Raw genomic sequence first — 16,732 nt, 5'->3', positions numbered from 1 at the left:
CGTAAACACGACTCGATTTCCAGTTTCGTTCAGATTTAGTGATTAACTGCAACATTTATAGGGGTGATCGTGTTAAGATACAACATATCATTATTGATAACGCCGTTACGCGTGCTTTCTTCTTGCCGATCTGTGCTTTTGATACCACATAGCGCGCCATGACAGACTCATCCGCCAACTTCGCTCATAGTGCAGTGACGCAAAGCAAAGTGCGACCCATTGCTATCGCTAACTGGTTATATTCAGTGGCCTTTCTGGTATTCATAATGGTCGTTGTCGGCGGGATTACGCGGCTTACCGAATCCGGACTGTCGATTACGGAATGGAAACCGATTACCGGTGCGCTGCCGCCACTCAGTGAAGCTGATTGGCTCTCTGAATTCGAGAAATACAAGCAGATCCCGGAATATATCGAGATCACTGGACCGGCAGGAATGACTCTTGCGGATTTCAAGTTCATCTATTTCTGGGAATGGGTGCACCGGCTGCTGGGACGGGTGATTGGCCTTGCTTTTGCGCTACCGCTGCTGTGGTTCGCAGTGAAGCGCGCCATTCCAAAAGGCTATGTTTGGCGGTTGCTGCCGTTGCTCGCCCTTGGCGGATTGCAGGGTTTCATTGGCTGGTGGATGGTGAGCTCCGGGCTTGCCGATCTCACCGATGTCAGCCATTTCCGGCTGGCGACACATTTATTGCTCGCGCTGTTCATATTAGGCGCGTTGGTCTGGACAGCGCTCGATTTGCGGCGGCTAGCCAACGGCAAACCAACGCCTGCGCGAATTACGCCATTCGGCCTTCTGGTCTTTGGCGTGGTTTTCATCCAGTTTCTGTTCGGGGCTTATACAGCCGGCCTCAACGCCGGTTATGTCTCCAATACTTGGCCGCTAATGAATGACCATTTTGTCCCCGGCGGTATTGATTTCTCCTTCGGAATGTGGAGCGCGCTCAACAATGATCCGTATCTGATCCACTTTATCCACCGCTGGTGGGCCTGGGTCGTCGTCGCGATCTTGGTGTTGCTTGCACGCAAGATAAGAGCAATATCCCGCCCCGCATCCATTGCCATTCACATTGCTTTCGGAACGCAGATATTACTCGGCATCGCAACGGTGCTTTCCGGGGTGAACATAAACCTCGCCGTCTTGCATCAGGCGGTCGGAGCGTTGGTCATCGCGGCGACCGTTTGGGGTGTCCACATATTGGGTTGCCAAGCCAACCGCTAAACTACAGGGTACTATTATACCCGTTAGCAATCCCGCAGTTTCTCTTGACTCACGCGATGTTTGTCGCCAATAGCGCCTGACTTGGCCGGATGACCTTGCAGAAGGATCGTTCGGCTTTCGTTATTTTGAATCAAGCCTTCTTCCCGAAGGTCTCATAAGGAGCAGCCCGATGAAGGCTATTACCAAGCAGACGCAGTCGGTTAAGCCCGCTGACGTCGAAAAGAAATGGCATATTATTGATGCCACCGATCTGGTTGTTGGCCGGATGGCGTCAATTGTCGCCAATATCCTGCGCGGCAAGCATAAGCCAAGCTACACCCCGCACGTTGATTGCGGCGATCATGTGATCGTGATCAACGCGGACAAGGTGAAATTTACCGGCAACAAGACCAAGAACAAGGTTTACTACCGGCACACCGGTTATATCGGCGGCATCAAAGGCGTTACCGCAGAAAAAGTGCTGGAAGGCAAATTCCCAGAGCGGGTTGTCGAAAAAGCGATTGAGCGCATGATTCCAAAAGGTCCGCTCGGCTTTGCGCAAATGCGCGCCTTGCATGTTTTTGCTGGCACCGAACATCCTTATGATGGCCAGAAACCCGAGCCACTCGATATTGGCTCCATGAACCGTAAAAATAAGGTGAGCGCATAATGGCTGACACAAAAGATCTCTCCGATTTGAAAGAAATCGCTGGCGCAGCCGTTGTTGAGGCACCTGTTGCTGATGCAGCAGAAGCACCGGTTGAACCACCGGTATCGACCATGCCGTTGCGTGAGCAGGAGCTCGACAAATTCGGCCGCGCATACGCGACCGGTCGCCGTAAAGATGCGGTTGCCCGTGTTTGGCTGAAACCTGGTAAAGGCAAAATCACGGTCAACGGCCGCGATTCGGTTACCTATTTTGCACGTCCGACATTGCGTCTGGTCCTCAATCAGGTTTTCGCCATCACCGAGCGTGAAGGTCAATATGATGTTGACGTGACCGTAAAAGGTGGCGGCCTATCCGGACAGGCCGGTGCTGTGAAACATGGTATTTCGCAAGCGCTGACCAAATTCGAACCTGCCCTTCGTCCTGCGGTTAAAGCGGCAGGCTTCCTGACCCGCGATAGCCGCAAGGTTGAGCGCAAGAAATATGGTAAAGCGAAAGCGCGCAAGAGCTTCCAGTTCTCAAAGCGTTAAAGCCTCCATCTCTTCCATCGTTTTCAAAAAGGGCGGTCCGTGTGGCCGCCCTTTTCTTTTGGCGCATGAAAGGATTACAGTGGTTTCATCTCGGAGTCGCGCAAACCGGAGCAGCCCATGCCTAAAAACATTGTCATTTGCTGTGACGGCACCGGTAACGAGATAGAAGAAGCGCAGAGCAATGTGCTCAAGCTCTATCGCATCCTGAAAAGAAACCAACGCCAGCTAGTCTATTATCATCCCGGCATTGGAACGATGGGCGCGAATAACGGCTGGGATTCGCTCAAGCAAAAGGCCCGCGGTATTTTTGGTCTGGCAACGGGTGCAGGGCTCGATAAAAACATCCTCCACGCGTACGATTTTCTCTCGCGGCACTATGAAGACGGCGACCAGCTCTATTTTTTCGGCTTTAGTCGCGGGGCGTATACCGTGCGCGCACTGGCCGGCTTTATCTGCGCCGTGGGCTTATTACGACCGGAGCAGCTCCATCTCGCGAACTACGCGCTGAATGCTTACAAAAAAATGCGAGATAACAACCGTACGCAATCGACGCGGCTGTTCGAGCAGGCGCTTAAGGTTGAATATCCGGTGATCCAGTTTATGGGCTTATGGGATACGGTGGCTTCCGTACTGGTTCCGAAAGCGAATATGTTGTTCCTGCCAACAATGAAATTTCTGGCTTTCACCAGGGAAAATCCGCTGGTTGCCAAGGTCCGCCACGCAATTGCGATCGATGAGCGCCGCAGCATGTTCCGACCGTATCTTTGGGCGGATAAGGGAGAGCATTGGCGCAACCCTTACAATGACAGCGGCGCAAAGGCGCAGGACATCAAGCAGCGCTGGTTTGCCGGCGTGCATAGCGATATCGGCGGCGGCATGCCGGAAGCCGATGCCGGGCTTTCCAAATTCCCGCTCAACTGGATGATTGATGAAGCCGGGCCGGGTTTGTGGACAATAAAGGCAACGCGCAACCAGATTGCCAATGGTGACAAGCGCGCAAAAAGCAGCTGGGACTACAGTAAGCCGGACGCTGGTGCGAAATTGCACAATTCATTGACTGCCGGGTGGTGGCCACTTGAACTGTGGCCCAAGAGAATCAAGCATCGCGAATGGCCGAAGCGCTGGAATTTATTCGGGCTGTATTTACCGATCGGCGAACCTCGCTTTATTGCAGCTGATGCCGATATTGATCCATCGGCGCGGACGCGGCAGACGTTGCGCGAGGATTATCGCCCCGTAAATCTGCCACCCAAGGCGCAGTAAAATCTGGCGTCCAACGGTTTCATTGCCACTTCTGGTTCCGCTAGCTAAAGCAACGGAATGAAATGGCTTTTTGGTCTTGGTGCGACAGCACTCGCGATTGCAGGCTTTGTCTGGTGGTTCACCTCTTTGCCCGGCCCGAAACAGCTGGATATGGCGAACAATGCTTTTCCCGGCGATAGCAACGCCAAGCTGCTGATCAAGGACCAGACCTACGACAAAAAACTGAACCTTGGCATGAACATCTGGGCGTCTGAAGAGGCTTCGGACCAGCCACGGCCGGTCGTGGTTTTCATCTATGGCGGGGGCTGGCGGCAGGGCTCCAAGGACGAATATGCTTTTGCCGGACGCGCCTTGGCCAATCGCGGCTATATTGTCGCGCTGCCGGACTATCGGCTCTATCCCGATGCGAAATTCCCCGCCTTTCTGGAAGATAGTGCCAAGGCTCTTGCCTGGGTGCATGACAATATCGCCCGCGTTGGTGGCGACCCCGAGCGCATTTTTATCTCCGGTCAATCCGCTGGAGCCTATAATGTTCTGATGCTGGCGCTGGATCGCCAATGGCTGGGGCGCGAAGGCAAAAGCACGGACATCATAAAGGGCGTCGCGGCGCTGGCCGGACCAACCGATTTTTACCCGTTTAAAGGCGAAACACGAAAGAACAGCTTCGGTTCGTATCACAAGCCGGAAATGACCCAGCCAATCAATTTTGTCCGCGCCGATGCTCCCCCGCTTTGGCTGGCGACCGGCATTGATGACACCCAGGTCGATCCGCGCAATAGCAGGGTGTTGCATTATCTGATTCTCGAAGCCGGCGGCGATGCGCAATATACCGAATATCCGGAAATGGATCATCTGGAGATCATGATGGCAATTGCAAAGCCGTTTCGCGGCAAAGGCCCGGTGCTGGATGATATGGTCGAATTCTTCGAGAGCCAAAACTAGTCCGATGCGCGCTTCCCTAAATAGCGTTACCGCAATAATATTGGCGGGCAGCAGGCCGGGTGTGGACTCGTTTGCCGCTGCCCACGGCGTGACGTTGAAATCGCTAATTCCGGTCGCTGGAAAAGCGATGCTCGCGCATGTTGTCGCTGCCGTGTCGGCAAATAGAGCGATCAATGGTACGCAGATTATTGCGCAGGACATCAAGCAACTGGCTAGCGACCCGGATGTCGCGGACGCCCTGCTCGCCGCAAAAGCGCACCTGATTCCGGGAGCCGCGACGATCGCGCAGTCTCTCGAAGCGGTCTTGGCCGATCCCGATGTGCGTTTCCCCTTGATGGTCACCACGGCTGACAATGTGCTGCTGAATGATCCAATGATCGCTCATTTCCTTGCGCAAAGTGACGGCAGCGACGTCGCTGTTGCTGTCGTTGAGCGAGATGTTTTGCTACAAAGTTATCCTTCCTCAAAACGGACCTGGATTAAGCTGAAAGGGAGCCAATATAGCGGCGCCAATCTATTCTACTTTGGATCGGAAAAAGCAGCCAAACTGCTCGCGCTTTGGGCCGAAATTGAGCAGGACCGTAAAAAGGGCTGGAAGATTTTCACCGTTTTTGGACCGTGGCTGCTGATTTTGGGCGTGCTTCGGCTGTTCACCATAGATCAACTGGCTGAACGGATTGGCCGCAAACTCGGCCTGAAAGCCAAGGCCGTGCCGATGCCGCAAGCGGAGGCTTGTATTGATGTCGACAAGGCGGAGGATCTCGAAATGGTGGAGTCCATATTGGCGCGTCGTCGCTCTCCAGGCTGACCAGTATCTTCCGCCCGATTAGCGGCGTTTCATCTTTCCGATTTCGCCAAAAGCTGTGAGAAGCAATACGAGTAATGTCGCCAATGCTGCGCCCAATAATGCCAGCGCTGCGCCAACTGCCCCGAACACTGGCACCAGAAAATACACGCTCAACAAAATCAGCGCCAATGCCGATATGCGGATGATAAGTGACAGATGCGCTTTTCCTGACGCTTGCAGCAACGGGTCTAGCCCCAGTCCGATCATACCCATCCCCGTCGCGGCGCCCAAAATGACCAGCAAGGGGTAGGCATCGACAAATTCAGGTCCTGCCATCAGGCTGATCAACCGTTTTCCTATAACCACAAGGACGATGATAACCCCCACCCCGCTTAACAATGACAATCTCAGCGAGCGATAGAATAGCCGCCGGAATTCCTTTAGATCACCGCCCGCGTGGATACGCGACAATTCTGTAAACAAGGGCCGCGCGAACATATCGGCAATCCGGTTGATTGCATTGGAAAGCTGGGCAGCGAGACGGAAGAGGCCAGCAGACCGCGGATCGATGAGGAAGCCGATCATCAGCACCACAAGATGCTCGCGCATCGCCGCCACCATTTCCATCAGCGCGGTCGAGGTGAAGAATTTCCCGATCCCGGGATTTTCCGAAACAATATTGGAAATCTGTTTACCATGAAGAGCCGAACGCCGGATGCGCGCGTGTCGATATACCAGAATCCAGAAAACAACCGCACTCAATATTTCAGCGCCGACCCATGCGCCGAGAAATGCCGTTACGCTCGGTCCATAAAAGAGCACGAAACTTGCACCGATCATCCGGCCAATCGGGATCATTGCGTCAGCCAATGCGCCGTCGCGAAACCGGTCATGCGCGCGCAATATACCAAGCGCGCTTGATTTGACGCACAGCAGCATAATCACTGCATAAATCTGGGTGATGCCAATAAATTCGACCCCCCAATCGAAATAATTGCCGATGACCGGGATGATCAGCCAGGCAAGAATGCAACCGATCAGCGCGCCGGTGGTCTCAAGCGCGATCCCGAAAAAGGCGAGCGCGGAGAATTTTTGCGGGTCTTGTTCCAGCACATAGCGGACGCCAAAATGGACAATTGTCTGCCAGGTCTGAAAGCGCAGAAATGCTGAGATCATTTGCACTGCGCTGAAGATCAGCACGAATTTACCGAAGCCTTCCGGCCCCAGTGTCCGGGTGAGAATCGCGAGATAGAAAAAACTGAGAACGGCTGTCACGCCGTTGCCGGTAAACAGCCACACGCTATTGCGCAGCACCCGAACCAGATTGTCCTCGCTATTGCGAAACTTGAGGAATGTTTTTCTGACCAAAGCCGGCTTTCCGGTTGACTATGCCTATACTCGCCCAGACTCATTGAGAATTTCGCGCGCAATTGCAAGCGTGCCGCCTTGTGGCTATGGCGAGACGGATGAAAATCTGCTTTCTTTTCAACCATGATGCCGCGCATCAGGTGGCGCACAGCATCGGGATTGCAGCGTGCCTAGCCGAGCAATATCCACAGCATGAGACGGTAATTGCTTTTGGCAGCGCGGCCATTCGTCAGGAGATCGAGAAACATCTAACGGCGGAGCAAGTCACCCGTTTGAGTTGGCATGATTTGTCGTTACCGAGCCTTGCAAGCGGCGCGCTTGCGCCGCTCAACAAGCTGTTTCCTGCTCGCCGGTTGGCGCGGTTGTTTTTGGGCGGAACCAGTCTTCGCCAATATGATCTGATTGTTTCTACGGAACGGACATGTCTAATTCTCAAGCGCCAGTGGCGGGACAAGGGTCCGAAGTTTGTCTTGGTTCCCCATGGGGCGGGTGACCGGGCGGTGACCTATCATCCGGCAATGAAAGATTTTGATCTGATGCTGCTATCTGGCGCAAAGGTGCGAGACCAGATGGTCGCGCATGATATCGTAACCGCTGACCAATGCCGTATCATCGGTTATCCAAAATTTGATTCTCTTATAGGTAAAGCGCCCGAAAAATTTTTCGATAATGATAATCCGGTGTTTCTCTATAATCCCCATTTTGATCCATTATTGTCGAGCTGGTATGATGACGGCGAAGCGATATTGGAATGGTTTTACCAGCGGATTGATCAATATAATTTAATTTTTGCGCCGCATGTCATGCTGTTCTTCAAAAACACCCATATCTCGGCGGAGTATAAAAAAGGCCGCCGCCGTCCAGACGTCGCGCAGAAATATCGCAGCGCGCCCAATATTCTTGTCGATCTCGAGAGCCCGCAGCTGTTTGATATGAGCTATACGCTAAGTTCAGACGCCTATATCGGCGATGTCAGCAGCCAGGTTTATGAATTTCTCTATCATCCCCGGCCATGCTTTTTTCTCGACACGCACAGCGCGCAAATCGGCAAGCCGCATAGCCCGGAAAAGCCGACCTATGAATCATGGAACCTGGGACCAGTTGCAAGATCCGCCCAAGAGCTATGCCTATTGCTGGATGACTATAAAGAAATCGGCCTTCGATATCAGGCAGAGCAGAAACGATTGATGGATTACACCGCCGACCGGAGCGATTCGCGTCCAGCGGCGGAGCGAGGGGCAGAGGCGATAGCCGATTATTTAAACTTTCAGGCGGGATGATGGTGTAAAATAGTTGAGAAACCTAAGCTTTTTGGTTATGCCAAGCGCCAGAACAAGGGAATCCGATAGATATGGCAACTTTCACGCTTCCGAAGAACAGCAAGATCCGCAACACTGGCGAAGTGCATGAGGCTTTGAGTGGCGGAACCACCCGAAATTTCAAGATCTATCGCTATGATCCCGACACTGGCGAGAATCCACGCTATGACACGTTCAAGATCGATACCGATGAATGCGGCCCGATGGTGCTCGATGCGTTGATCAAGATGAAATCGGAGCAAGACGCGACGCTCACATTCCGTCGCTCCTGCCGTGAAGGCATTTGTGGTTCTTGCGCCATGAATATCGACGGTAAAAACGGCCTTGCCTGCACGACTGCGATTGAAGACTGTGGCAAGGAAGTAAAAATCACCCCGCTGCCGCATATGGAAGTGATCAAGGATCTGGTCCCTGATTTCACCCACTTTTATGCGCAATATGCTTCGATCCAGCCTTGGCTCAAAACGGTCACACCGACGCCTTCCGGCAAAGAGCGTCTGCAATCACCGGAAGACCGCAACAAGCTGGACGGGCTCTATGAGTGCATCCTGTGCGCATGCTGCCAGACCAGTTGCCCAAGCTACTGGTGGAATTCAGACAAGTTCCTTGGCCCTGCTATCCTCCTGCAAGCCTATCGCTGGCTTGCCGATAGCCGCGATGAAATGACCGGCGAGCGTCTGGACGAGCTGGAAGATCCCTTCCGTCTCTATCGCTGCCATACGATCATGAATTGCGCCAATGCTTGTCCGAAAGGCCTGTCACCGGCGAAGGCCATTGCCGAAATCAAGAAGATGACGGCTGAACGGCATATTTAAACGTGCATGGCGAGACGCTGATGGCTGACGCCGAACCGGTTTATTTTACCAGCGACCCCGACCCCAATCACCCGGGCTGGCACAACTGGGTTTTGACTGACCCTGAGTGTTATAACAGTTTCCTCGGGGAGATGATTGTCCGGCGTGGTGGCGATGGTGTTGGTGAAAATATCGCTCGTATCCGCATGTTTCCCCAGCGGCGACATCGCAATCTGGGCGATGTTGTTCATGGCGGCACAATGATGGGATTTATTGATTGTTCCCTGTTCGCCGCCATGCGGGTGCTGGACCTTGGCCCTTCGGGATTTGCTGTCACGCTCGAACTACAAACACATTTTATCGGCGCTGCGCGGATGACCGAGCCGCTTGAAGCGCAGGTAGAAGTCACGCGGGAAACCGGGCGTTTTCTGTTTATGCGCGGGCTAGTGGTGCAGGGCGATAAGGGTCAGGACAACATGGCATCATTTACCGCTATCGTGAAAAAAGCGCCGCGCAAAAATGCAGAAGCCAAATGAGCAGCTTCTACCAGCGCTATGAGGCGTTGATTGCGCAGGGCGAACTCAAGCCCGATCCTGACCAGCAGACTTGCGCGAAGCGACTGGCACAGCTGCAGGAAGAGCTGGAAGCGGTTCCGCCAAGAGGTAGCCTTTTGTGGAGAACTTTCGGGAAAAAGCCGGAACCGCCCAGGGGCATATATATGTGGGGCGGAGTCGGCCGCGGCAAATCCATGCTGATGGATTTATTATACGAGAATCTCGACATCCGGCGAAAGAAGCGCGCTCATTTTCACGAGTTTATGCTGCGGGTGCACGACATGATGCGCGCATGGCGCGAGGCCGACCCTGGTGATCCGATCCCGAATGTCGTTCGTGATCTCGCACAAGAAGCGCGATGTCTGGCCTTCGACGAAATGGTTGTCAACAATAGCGCCGATGCAATGATCATGTCGCGGCTATTCACGGGACTAGTCGAGGCGGGTGTGACGCTAATCGCGACTTCGAACCGTCCCCCAAGAGATTTGTATAAAGACGGCCTGAACCGGGAGCATTTCTTGCCGTTTGTTGACCTATTGGAAACACGGCTTGATGTGATTTCCCTCAACGGCCCGACCGATTACCGGCGCGAAAGACTGGGCGGCGTTGACTTGTGGCATGTGCCCAATGGAGAGGCCGCAACCAAGGCGATGAGCGAGGCGTTCTTCCGGCTGACGGATTATCCGCCAGAAGACCGCGCGCACGTTCCGTCGGACGAGCTCGAGATACAGGGTGCGCGCTCGATGCATGTACCCAAAGCGCTCAAAGGTGTCGCGGTATTCTCCTTCAAACGGCTGTGTGCAGAAGCGCGCGGCGCCACGGACTATCTCGCCATCGCCCGGAAATATCACAGCGTAATCATTGTCGGCATTCCGTTGCTGTCCAAAGAAAACCGCAATGAAGCGGCGCGCTTTGTGACGCTGATCGATGCACTTTACGAGTATAAGGTGAAGCTGCTCGCCAGCGCCGATGCCGAGCCCGATAGTCTTTACCCGGCAGGCGATGGCAGTTTTGAATTTGAACGCACAGCTTCACGGTTGATAGAGATGCAATCGGATGAATATCTTGCGCTAGGCCATGGCGAAGCGGAGGACTGAATTTAAGGAAATGGAGAGTGCAATGAACAGACTTGTGATCGGATTGGTAACCGGTATGCTTGCTTTTTCGGCTAGTGCGGGTGCGAAAGAATTGAAGCCTTCCGAGGTGGAAGCGCGTGATCTGTTCAAACAGGTTGTGGAAATTCCGACTGTTGAAGGGCGCGGAGAAGTGCCGCGGTTGGTAAAACTGCTCTCCGAAAAATTTCGCGCGGAAGGCTTTGATGACATCATTGTAAAGCCGCATGGTGAGACCGAGACGATGATCTTGCGCTGGAAGGCCGGAGGCACACCGATCGCCAAACCAATCCTGCTGATGGCGCACATGGATGTGGTCGAAGCCAAGCGAGATGACTGGGCAGATGATCCGTTTATCTTCCGTGAAAAAGACGGATACTATTGGGGCCGTGGTTCGGTTGATAACAAGGCCGGAATGACCGCCATTGTGATGAGTTTGATCCGGCTCAAGCGTTCCGGTTTTGCACCAAAGCGCGATATCATTGTGTTGTTTACCGGCGATGAAGAAACGGCAGGCGATGGTTCGCGTTTGGCGGCGAGTGAATGGATTGATCTGGTTCGCGCGGAATATGCTCTCAACAGCGATGCGGGCGGCGGTGGATTTACCGCTGATGGAACACCGCTCGGTTATGGCATGCAGACCGCAGAGAAGACTTACCGGACTTACACATTCAGCGTAACCAATAAAGGCGGTCACAGCTCCAAGCCACGCCCGGACAATGCGATTTATGAGCTCGCGAGCGCAATAACCCGCCTGGAGAAGCATCGGTTTGCGCCGATGCTCAACGAGACCACACGCGGGTATTTCGCCGCCCGTGCCAAACAGGAAAAAGGCGCACTGGGTGATGCGATGCGGCGCTGGCTGGCGGACGACAATGATGGCGAGGCTGCAGACATTGTTGAGGCGGATCCCAAGGAAGTCGGCCTGACCCGCACGCGCTGCGTGGCGACAAAACTTGCTGGTGGTCATGCAGATAATGCGCTTCCGCAGCTCGCGCAGGCGACGGTGAATTGCCGCATTTTCCCGGGCGTTGATCCGGTGGCAGTCAAGGCTGAACTTGAGCAGATTGCAGGCGAAGGTGTGGCAGTGGAACAGAGCGACAGTTTTGGCGCATCAACCCCTGCCAGTCCGTTGCGCGCAGATGTGGTCGGCGCGTACACCAAAGCCATTCAGAAGCGCTTTCCCGACATGCCGATTGTGCCTTCGATGTCGACTGGTGCGACCGATGGTGTGTTCTTTCGCGGTATCGGTATTCCCGTCTATGGCGTCAGCGGTATCTGGCTAAAAATCCCCGAAGACGCGCGGGCGCATGGGCTGGATGAGCGTATTCCGGTGGAAAGTTTCCACATGAATATTGGCGTGTGGGAAGATATGCTGCGCGAATTGGCGGGTTGATCGAAGCAGGTGATCCGTTCATCCTCAGCTTGTCGAAGGATATTGAAGAAGCGAGTGAAAAGACCCTGCGACAAGCTCAGGATGAACGGCACTTTAAAGCAGAGATAAACTATCCAGATCCATCGCCATTTGCGCGGGCCGCTCTGCCATTGCGGCAAACATCGCATCGCCGCGCTCGGTCTGCTCGACATGCAGTGAGGCGTTGATCGCCATCAGGAAACCGGAAAAAGCGTGGCGGCGATATTCGTTCCAGAACGCATCAAAATCCTGAGCAGACGTGCGGGTCGCCAGATAATCCTCGACCAATTGCTTTTCTTCAGCCCGGCGGACAGCAGGGTCGGCAAAGCTGGTCCCAATCAAATAGGCCACATCATTGGCTGGATTGCCTAGTGAGCAGGTCTGCCAGTCGACTAGCGCTGCGATCCTTCCGTCGGCTTGATAGAGAATATTGTCGAGCCGCATATCGCCGTGGGTGATCGTCTGTTCAAGCGGCTCACGGGCAACATAGTTGCCGATCCGGTCGACCAGTTGCTGGCCCAAATCCAGAATATCCGCCGTTAGCAGCGATGAAAACCGATCGCGAAAAACAGGATAGCCATTTTGCAATGTGTTCACTAGAAACTGGCTATTGTCCTTGCCGTGGTGCAACCACTTGTAAGACGCAAACCCACCTTCCGGCCGAAAGCTGTGCAGTGCTGCCGCCTCTGCCAGAGTTGTTTTGACCTGCACCAGCGATGCGCCGGCCAGTTGATCGCCCTGACTGGCAGGCGCCATATCTTCGAGCAACAGCACAAACTCCTGTTCGTTTTCAGCGATATCGGCGTGGTAGCATTTTGGGCAAAGCGCATCGCAATGCTCGGCGATGTCGCGATACCAACCGACCTCCATATCATACAGATGGAAGATCGCGGCCGCGCCCCGGCTAATTTCATTGGCGCTAGGGCATTTCGCCACAAATGTCGCTGGGCCATCATCACCAACCCAGTCGCAGACGAACCGGTAGCTGTCACAGACCTGGCCGGTTCCGACCGGTTCGTACGTCAAACCTAAAAGCGATTGGGCGGGTGCGTTAAAAACCCGTTCGACAAAGCCCGGATTGAAATCTTCGGGCCGGAGCGGGAAGGCAGCGCTCATGTTATCCCGTCCAGCATCCCGGCAAGCCCGCTAGCGGCATGCGGACCGACAAATAATTGTTCGACCACACCGATACCGTCATGCCGATAATCTCCACTTGCCAAAATCGCATCGCTTAAAGCCTGAATGTGGAGATAAAGCATGTCATGGGCGGGAATTTTCGAGAGATCCATCACGTCATAGCCAACTTCCAGCGCGCCATGATCCATGCCATGACCCCATGTCGGGTGCATATAGCCCAGCCCGGACATATAAAATGTGCGGGCATCCTTGCCTGAGCGGGGAGCGATCGACAGCGTGCCAGCACCTGTTGGAACATCAATCTGCTTGATACGCCGCGTTCCCAGGAAATAGCTCAAACCGATCTCGGACGGTTCAAATTCACCCGATACCACTCCGGCGTTTTGCGCGATATTATCGATCACGCCGCGCCGGTTCCACGGCAATCCTTCGCCATCATCATTGCTGTGAAAGAAGCAGGCATGACCGGGAAAGTTGAGCGGTGTCCACAGCCACCAGAATTGCGGGAAAGCGCCTGCTGGTGGCGGCTGTGATTCTGGAGCGCCAATGGGGCGGACACCCCAGCTGCGGTCTCTTGTGCCGAAGTGAATGTCGGGCGAGAGTTTGATCTCCTTGCCCGCCATGGTAATCGCTCCGGACCATGCGCCATTTTGCGTCATGCGGGTGTAGTCCATCATCAGCCGTGGCCCTTCGCGGCGGGTGAAGCGGGGTTCCTTGATCGGATTGTGCCGTGCGGTGAAGGTGATGTCTGCGGTGATCGGGCAGCCGCTACCAGTGGTGTCAGCGGAGACGATCAACCGGATTGTCTGTAGCGGTTCAATGATTTCAATGCGGATCGGCCCAACTTCCAGATCGAGCCGCTCGCTCGACATGCGTTTGGAGGCGCGCAGATTATGTTGCCAGCCACCAATCGACACGCAAAACGCCGCGTCCATAATATCAAGCTGCGGATAGACTCCCAGTGCTGCGGCGAAGAAGATGCTGCCGTCGGCGGAATATCCGTTGAAGAAGTAACGGTCATAGAAATTCCGGTTACCGCCGGATACCGCCATTGGTTCCGGGGTTTGGTGCAGCGGATAATCATCGCCTTTTGTCAGCATATTTTTTCTCCCGAGGTGGCCACCATGCCGAAAGGAAAAGTCTTTGCAAAGAAAAAGATGGAACGGATGGAGGCTTGTTCGGGAGTACTTGGGAATACCCGTGATCCTGAACTTGTTTCAGGATCTCCGGCGATTCCGCTCAGTTTGACTAGGGCAACACGTCATTGCGAGGAGCCGAAGGCGACGCGGCAATCCAGAGCCATACACGCGAAACTCTGGATTGCTTCGCTAAGCTCGCAATTACGAGATCGGTAAAGCTATTGTAACGCCAATTTTAGCATTATTGCTATTGCGAACTAATTGCAAAGATAGCAGGCAAAATGGTGCTATATGCTGTTGAAATCGCCTGTGGATAAGTTTAACCCGTTGGGAATACCAACGCGACTCTATAATTTAGGAGAAACTCCCACATGGCCCGTAACAAAATTGCGCTGATTGGCGCCGGTATGATCGGCGGCACGCTCGCCCACCTCGCAGCTTCCAAGGAAATGGGCGATGTTGTTCTGTTTGATATTGCCGAGGGCATGCCGGCGGGCAAGGCGCTCGACCTTTCTCAGGCCGCACCGGTTGACGGGTTTGACAGCAATCTGAAGGGCACCAGCGATTACGCCGATATCGCAGGCGCGGATGTGATCATCGTGACCGCAGGCGTGCCGCGCAAACCCGGCATGAGCCGCGATGATCTGCTCGGCATCAATCTGAAGGTGATGAAGGCTGTGGGCGAAGGTATCAAGACCCACGCACCGGACGCTTTCGTAATCTGCATCACCAACCCGCTCGACGCGATGGTCTGGGCGTTGCGCGAATTTTCTGGACTGCCGCACAACAAGGTGGTCGGCATGGCAGGCGTTTTGGACAGTGCCCGCTTCCGTCATTTCCTCGCGGACGAATTTAATGTCTCCGTAGAAGACGTCACCGCGTTCGTGCTTGGCGGCCACGGCGATACGATGGTTCCGGTTCCGGCATACTCGACGGTTGCCGGAATCCCGATCCCTGACCTTATTAAAATGGGCTGGACCACGCAGGAAAAGATCGATGCCATCGTCAAGCGGACCCGTGGCGGCGGCGGCGAGATCGTCGCCCTGCTCGGCAATGGCTCGGCCTATTATGCGCCAGCGACCAGCGCAATCATGATGGCGGAAAGCTATCTCAAGGACAAACGCCGCGTGCTTCCGGCAGCGGCGCACCTGACCGGCCAGTACGGCGTAGATGACCTGTATGTCGGCGTACCGTGCATCATCGGCAAAGATGGCGTCGAGAAGATAATCGAGATCGAACTGAGCGAGGAAGCGCAGGGCAATTTCGATGTGTCGGTCGATGCGGTGAAGGAATTGCTGGCGGCTTGTAAGGTGTTGGATAGCTCACTCGGCTAATGGCTAGTGGAAATCCCAAACTCAGGTACCGTCTCGCAGTAGGCCTGTTGGCTTTTGGCATTGTTTCGATGCTTGCCTTATTTCCGCTCTCCTTTGTGCTGTGGGGCAGCCCATGGGGATTTATAGGACCTATTCTATTTTTCGCTGGATTTATGGCAATTGCAGCAGCTGCAATACTTGACATTTTTAACAATCTTTCTCTGCACGGAAATCGTGCAAACACTTCTCATATGGAAGGCACAGAATGAGCATTTTAATCGACAAAAACACCAAGGTGATCACCCAGGGCATGACCGGCAACACCGGCACGTTCCACACCGAACAGGCGCTGGCTTATGGTACGCAGATGGTGGCTGGTGTGACGCCGGGCAAGGGTGGCACGACCCATATCGGTCTGCCGAATTTTGATACCGTGGCCGAAGCCAAGGAAGCGACCGGCGCCACGGCCTCCGTGGTTTATGTTCCACCGCCATTTGCCGCGGATTCAATCCTCGAGGCGATTGATGCCGAGATTGAATTGATCGTCGCGATTACCGAAGGTGTTCCTGTTCTCGACATGGTTCGGGTCAAGCGGGCGCTGCAAGGCAGCAAGTCGCGCCTGATCGGCCCGAACTGCCCCGGCGTTCTGACGCCTGATGAATGCAAGATCGGCATCATGCCCGGCAGCATTTTCAAAAAAGGCTCGGTCGGTGTGGTATCGCGCTCCGGTACGCTCACCTATGAAGCGGTGCATCAGACAACGGCGGTTGGCCTTGGCCAGACGACGGCGGTCGGCATTGGCGGTGATCCGGTCAATGGCACCAACTTCATCGACGTGCTTGAGCTCTTCCTTGCCGATGACGAAACCAAGTCGATGATCATGATCGGTGAAATCGGCGGCAGTGCGGAAGAAGAGGCGGCACAGTTCCTCGCCGATGAAGCGAAGAAGGGCCGTTCGAAACCAACCGTTGGTTTCATCGCTGGCCTGACTGCCCCTCCAGGACGCCGCATGGGCCATGCTGGTGCTATCGTTTCCGGCGGCAAAGGCGGCGCGGAAGACAAGATTGCGGCGATGGAAGCGGCGGGTATCCGTGTATCGCCATCGCCAAGCGAGTTGGGCACCACGCTCGACGCGATGCTGAAAGAACTGGTGTAACGCCCGTTTTACCCAGTCAACCCCTCCCCAAGGAAAAT

The 16,732-nt window shown here is 54.5% G+C and carries 17 protein-coding genes; 14 read left to right on the top strand and 3 right to left on the bottom strand.

All coding sequences use genetic code 11. The features are described 5' to 3' along the window. The first annotated feature begins 158 nt into the window (after positions 1 to 158). From HF685_RS10075 to HF685_RS10050, 6 genes are all read left to right on the top strand, one after another. A complete protein-coding gene (locus HF685_RS10075; protein WP_168819713.1) occupies positions 159 to 1,220 on the top strand; it encodes a COX15/CtaA family protein in 1,062 nt (353 codons plus the stop codon). A 169-nt stretch (positions 1,221 to 1,389) separates the two neighbouring features. Next, positions 1,390 to 1,869: a 50S ribosomal protein L13 gene (gene rplM / locus HF685_RS10070; protein ID WP_168819711.1), complete on the top strand. Its 480-nt coding sequence runs from the start codon at positions 1,390 to 1,392 to the stop codon at positions 1,867 to 1,869. Next, positions 1,869 to 2,396: a 30S ribosomal protein S9 gene (gene rpsI, locus HF685_RS10065; RefSeq protein ID WP_168819709.1), complete on the top strand. Its 528-nt coding sequence runs from the start codon at positions 1,869 to 1,871 to the stop codon at positions 2,394 to 2,396. The genes rplM and rpsI overlap by 1 nt, the downstream gene beginning before the upstream one ends. A 117-nt stretch (positions 2,397 to 2,513) precedes the next feature. Continuing rightward, entirely contained in the window at positions 2,514 to 3,659 is a 1,146-nt protein-coding gene (locus HF685_RS10060) for a T6SS phospholipase effector Tle1-like catalytic domain-containing protein (RefSeq protein ID WP_168819707.1), read from the top strand. 57 nt (positions 3,660 to 3,716) lie between these two features. Next, on the top strand, positions 3,717 to 4,601 hold the full coding sequence (locus tag HF685_RS10055) for an alpha/beta hydrolase (RefSeq protein WP_168819705.1): 885 nt from the start codon (positions 3,717 to 3,719) through the stop codon (positions 4,599 to 4,601). Positions 4,602 to 4,605: 4 nt separating this feature from the next. Further along, positions 4,606 to 5,409 (top strand): nucleotidyltransferase family protein, encoded by an 804-nt coding sequence (locus HF685_RS10050; protein ID WP_168819703.1) that lies wholly within the window; start codon positions 4,606 to 4,608, stop codon positions 5,407 to 5,409. An 18-nt stretch (positions 5,410 to 5,427) separates the two neighbouring features. On the opposite strand, the gene HF685_RS10045 is transcribed toward HF685_RS10050, so the two are convergent. Continuing rightward, positions 5,428 to 6,756 (bottom strand): lipopolysaccharide biosynthesis protein, encoded by a 1,329-nt coding sequence (locus HF685_RS10045; protein ID WP_168819701.1) that lies wholly within the window; start codon positions 6,754 to 6,756, stop codon positions 5,428 to 5,430. A 98-nt stretch (positions 6,757 to 6,854) separates the two neighbouring features. On the opposite strand from HF685_RS10045, the gene HF685_RS10040 reads away from it, so the two are divergent. From HF685_RS10040 to HF685_RS10020, 5 genes are all read left to right on the top strand, one after another. After that, on the top strand, positions 6,855 to 8,036 hold the full coding sequence (locus HF685_RS10040) for a hypothetical protein (RefSeq protein WP_168819700.1): 1,182 nt from the start codon (positions 6,855 to 6,857) through the stop codon (positions 8,034 to 8,036). A 71-nt stretch (positions 8,037 to 8,107) separates the two neighbouring features. Continuing rightward, positions 8,108 to 8,890, top strand: coding sequence for a succinate dehydrogenase iron-sulfur subunit (locus HF685_RS10035; RefSeq protein ID WP_168819698.1), 783 nt, complete (start codon positions 8,108 to 8,110; stop codon positions 8,888 to 8,890). Between the two features lie 20 nt (positions 8,891 to 8,910). After that, positions 8,911 to 9,405 (top strand): PaaI family thioesterase, encoded by a 495-nt coding sequence (locus HF685_RS10030; RefSeq protein ID WP_168819696.1) that lies wholly within the window; start codon positions 8,911 to 8,913, stop codon positions 9,403 to 9,405. Beyond that, complete coding sequence (gene zapE / locus HF685_RS10025; RefSeq protein ID WP_168819694.1) at positions 9,402 to 10,520, top strand: cell division protein ZapE; 1,119 nt, start codon at positions 9,402 to 9,404, stop codon at positions 10,518 to 10,520. Before HF685_RS10030 ends, zapE begins: the two co-directional genes overlap by 4 nt. A gap of 22 nt (positions 10,521 to 10,542) precedes the next feature. Next, on the top strand, positions 10,543 to 11,931 hold the full coding sequence (locus tag HF685_RS10020) for a M20/M25/M40 family metallo-hydrolase (RefSeq protein WP_168819692.1): 1,389 nt from the start codon (positions 10,543 to 10,545) through the stop codon (positions 11,929 to 11,931). 93 nt (positions 11,932 to 12,024) lie between these two features. On the opposite strand, the gene HF685_RS10015 is transcribed toward HF685_RS10020, so the two are convergent. Both HF685_RS10015 and HF685_RS10010 read right to left on the bottom strand, forming a co-directional pair. Further along, positions 12,025 to 13,065 (bottom strand): phosphotransferase, encoded by a 1,041-nt coding sequence (locus tag HF685_RS10015; RefSeq protein ID WP_168819690.1) that lies wholly within the window; start codon positions 13,063 to 13,065, stop codon positions 12,025 to 12,027. Then, a complete protein-coding gene (locus tag HF685_RS10010) occupies positions 13,062 to 14,186 on the bottom strand; it encodes an Rv3169 family protein (RefSeq protein WP_168819688.1) in 1,125 nt (374 codons plus the stop codon). Before HF685_RS10010 ends, HF685_RS10015 begins: the two co-directional genes overlap by 4 nt. Before the next feature lie 410 nt (positions 14,187 to 14,596). Between HF685_RS10010 and mdh the strand changes: the two genes are divergently transcribed. Genes mdh through sucD form a run of 3 tightly spaced genes read left to right on the top strand, consistent with a single transcriptional unit; the run spans position 14,597 to position 16,694 of the window. Then, entirely contained in the window at positions 14,597 to 15,559 is a 963-nt protein-coding gene (mdh, locus tag HF685_RS10005) for a malate dehydrogenase (protein WP_168819686.1), read from the top strand. A gap of 47 nt (positions 15,560 to 15,606) precedes the next feature. Beyond that, on the top strand, positions 15,607 to 15,807 hold the full coding sequence (locus HF685_RS10000) for a hypothetical protein (protein ID WP_211051106.1): 201 nt from the start codon (positions 15,607 to 15,609) through the stop codon (positions 15,805 to 15,807). Next, the gene (gene sucD, locus HF685_RS09995; protein ID WP_168819682.1) at positions 15,804 to 16,694 is read left to right on the top strand and encodes a succinate--CoA ligase subunit alpha; all 891 of its coding nucleotides are present in this window, start codon (positions 15,804 to 15,806) and stop codon (positions 16,692 to 16,694) included. Before HF685_RS10000 ends, sucD begins: the two co-directional genes overlap by 4 nt. The last annotated feature ends 38 nt before the right edge of the window (positions 16,695 to 16,732 follow it).

Origin of the sequence: Parasphingorhabdus halotolerans (genome assembly GCF_012516475.1) — a bacterium.
GTDB lineage: Bacteria > Pseudomonadota > Alphaproteobacteria > Sphingomonadales > Sphingomonadaceae > Parasphingorhabdus > Parasphingorhabdus halotolerans.
Note: the sequence above shows the minus strand (reverse complement) of the source record. Positions and strands in the feature narration are given on the sequence as shown.

Bases quoted from the DNA above. Each gene is read 5' to 3' on its own strand.
- HF685_RS10060 (WP_168819707.1), top strand. From the start codon at position 2,514: ATGCCTAAAAACATTGTCATTTGCTGTGACGGCACCGGTAACGAGATA.
- sucD (WP_168819682.1), top strand. From the start codon at position 15,804: ATGAGCATTTTAATCGACAAAAACACCAAGGTGATCACCCAGGGCATG.
- HF685_RS10010 (WP_168819688.1), bottom strand. From the start codon at position 14,186: ATGCTGACAAAAGGCGATGATTATCCGCTGCACCAAACCCCGGAACCA.
- zapE (WP_168819694.1), top strand. From the start codon at position 9,402: ATGAGCAGCTTCTACCAGCGCTATGAGGCGTTGATTGCGCAGGGCGAA.
- HF685_RS10040 (WP_168819700.1), top strand. From the start codon at position 6,855: ATGAAAATCTGCTTTCTTTTCAACCATGATGCCGCGCATCAGGTGGCG.
- HF685_RS10020 (WP_168819692.1), top strand. From the start codon at position 10,543: ATGAACAGACTTGTGATCGGATTGGTAACCGGTATGCTTGCTTTTTCG.
- rplM (WP_168819711.1), top strand. From the start codon at position 1,390: ATGAAGGCTATTACCAAGCAGACGCAGTCGGTTAAGCCCGCTGACGTC.
- rpsI (WP_168819709.1), top strand. From the start codon at position 1,869: ATGGCTGACACAAAAGATCTCTCCGATTTGAAAGAAATCGCTGGCGCA.
- HF685_RS10055 (WP_168819705.1), top strand. From the start codon at position 3,717: ATGAAATGGCTTTTTGGTCTTGGTGCGACAGCACTCGCGATTGCAGGC.
- HF685_RS10050 (WP_168819703.1), top strand. From the start codon at position 4,606: ATGCGCGCTTCCCTAAATAGCGTTACCGCAATAATATTGGCGGGCAGC.
- mdh (WP_168819686.1), top strand. From the start codon at position 14,597: ATGGCCCGTAACAAAATTGCGCTGATTGGCGCCGGTATGATCGGCGGC.
- HF685_RS10015 (WP_168819690.1), bottom strand. From the start codon at position 13,065: ATGAGCGCTGCCTTCCCGCTCCGGCCCGAAGATTTCAATCCGGGCTTT.
- HF685_RS10030 (WP_168819696.1), top strand. From the start codon at position 8,911: ATGGCTGACGCCGAACCGGTTTATTTTACCAGCGACCCCGACCCCAAT.
- HF685_RS10035 (WP_168819698.1), top strand. From the start codon at position 8,108: ATGGCAACTTTCACGCTTCCGAAGAACAGCAAGATCCGCAACACTGGC.
- HF685_RS10075 (WP_168819713.1), top strand. From the start codon at position 159: ATGACAGACTCATCCGCCAACTTCGCTCATAGTGCAGTGACGCAAAGC.